Source organism: Henriciella marina (genome assembly GCF_027213945.1).
Lineage (GTDB): Bacteria > Pseudomonadota > Alphaproteobacteria > Caulobacterales > Hyphomonadaceae > Henriciella > Henriciella marina_A.
Window position 1 is genome coordinate 1 of sequence record NZ_JAPWGW010000121.1, and the last position, 229, is coordinate 229.

At 46.7% G+C, this 229-nt stretch carries 1 protein-coding gene; it reads left to right on the top strand.

Features of this window, described 5'->3' with window-relative positions; all coding sequences use genetic code 11:
* The coding region (locus O4G74_RS16380; RefSeq protein WP_269403572.1) for a PadR family transcriptional regulator at nucleotides 1-229 on the top strand (229 nt) is incomplete at both ends.

Sequence of the window (229 nt, forward strand, 5' to 3'; positions counted from 1 at the left end):
GGGAAACGACAGGCTATGAAATCCGCAAACGCTCCACTGAGGGCGACTTTTCCTTCTTTTTAGAAGCCAGCTTTGGCTCGATTTATCCAGCACTTTCTAAATTGGAAGAAGATGGATTTGTCACCAGCCACGTCCAGGCGCAAGAGGGAAAGCCAGCCAAAAGGGTTTATTCGATCACACAAGTGGGTCGAGAGAGCTTCATAAATTCGCTTTTTGAAGATCTGAATGC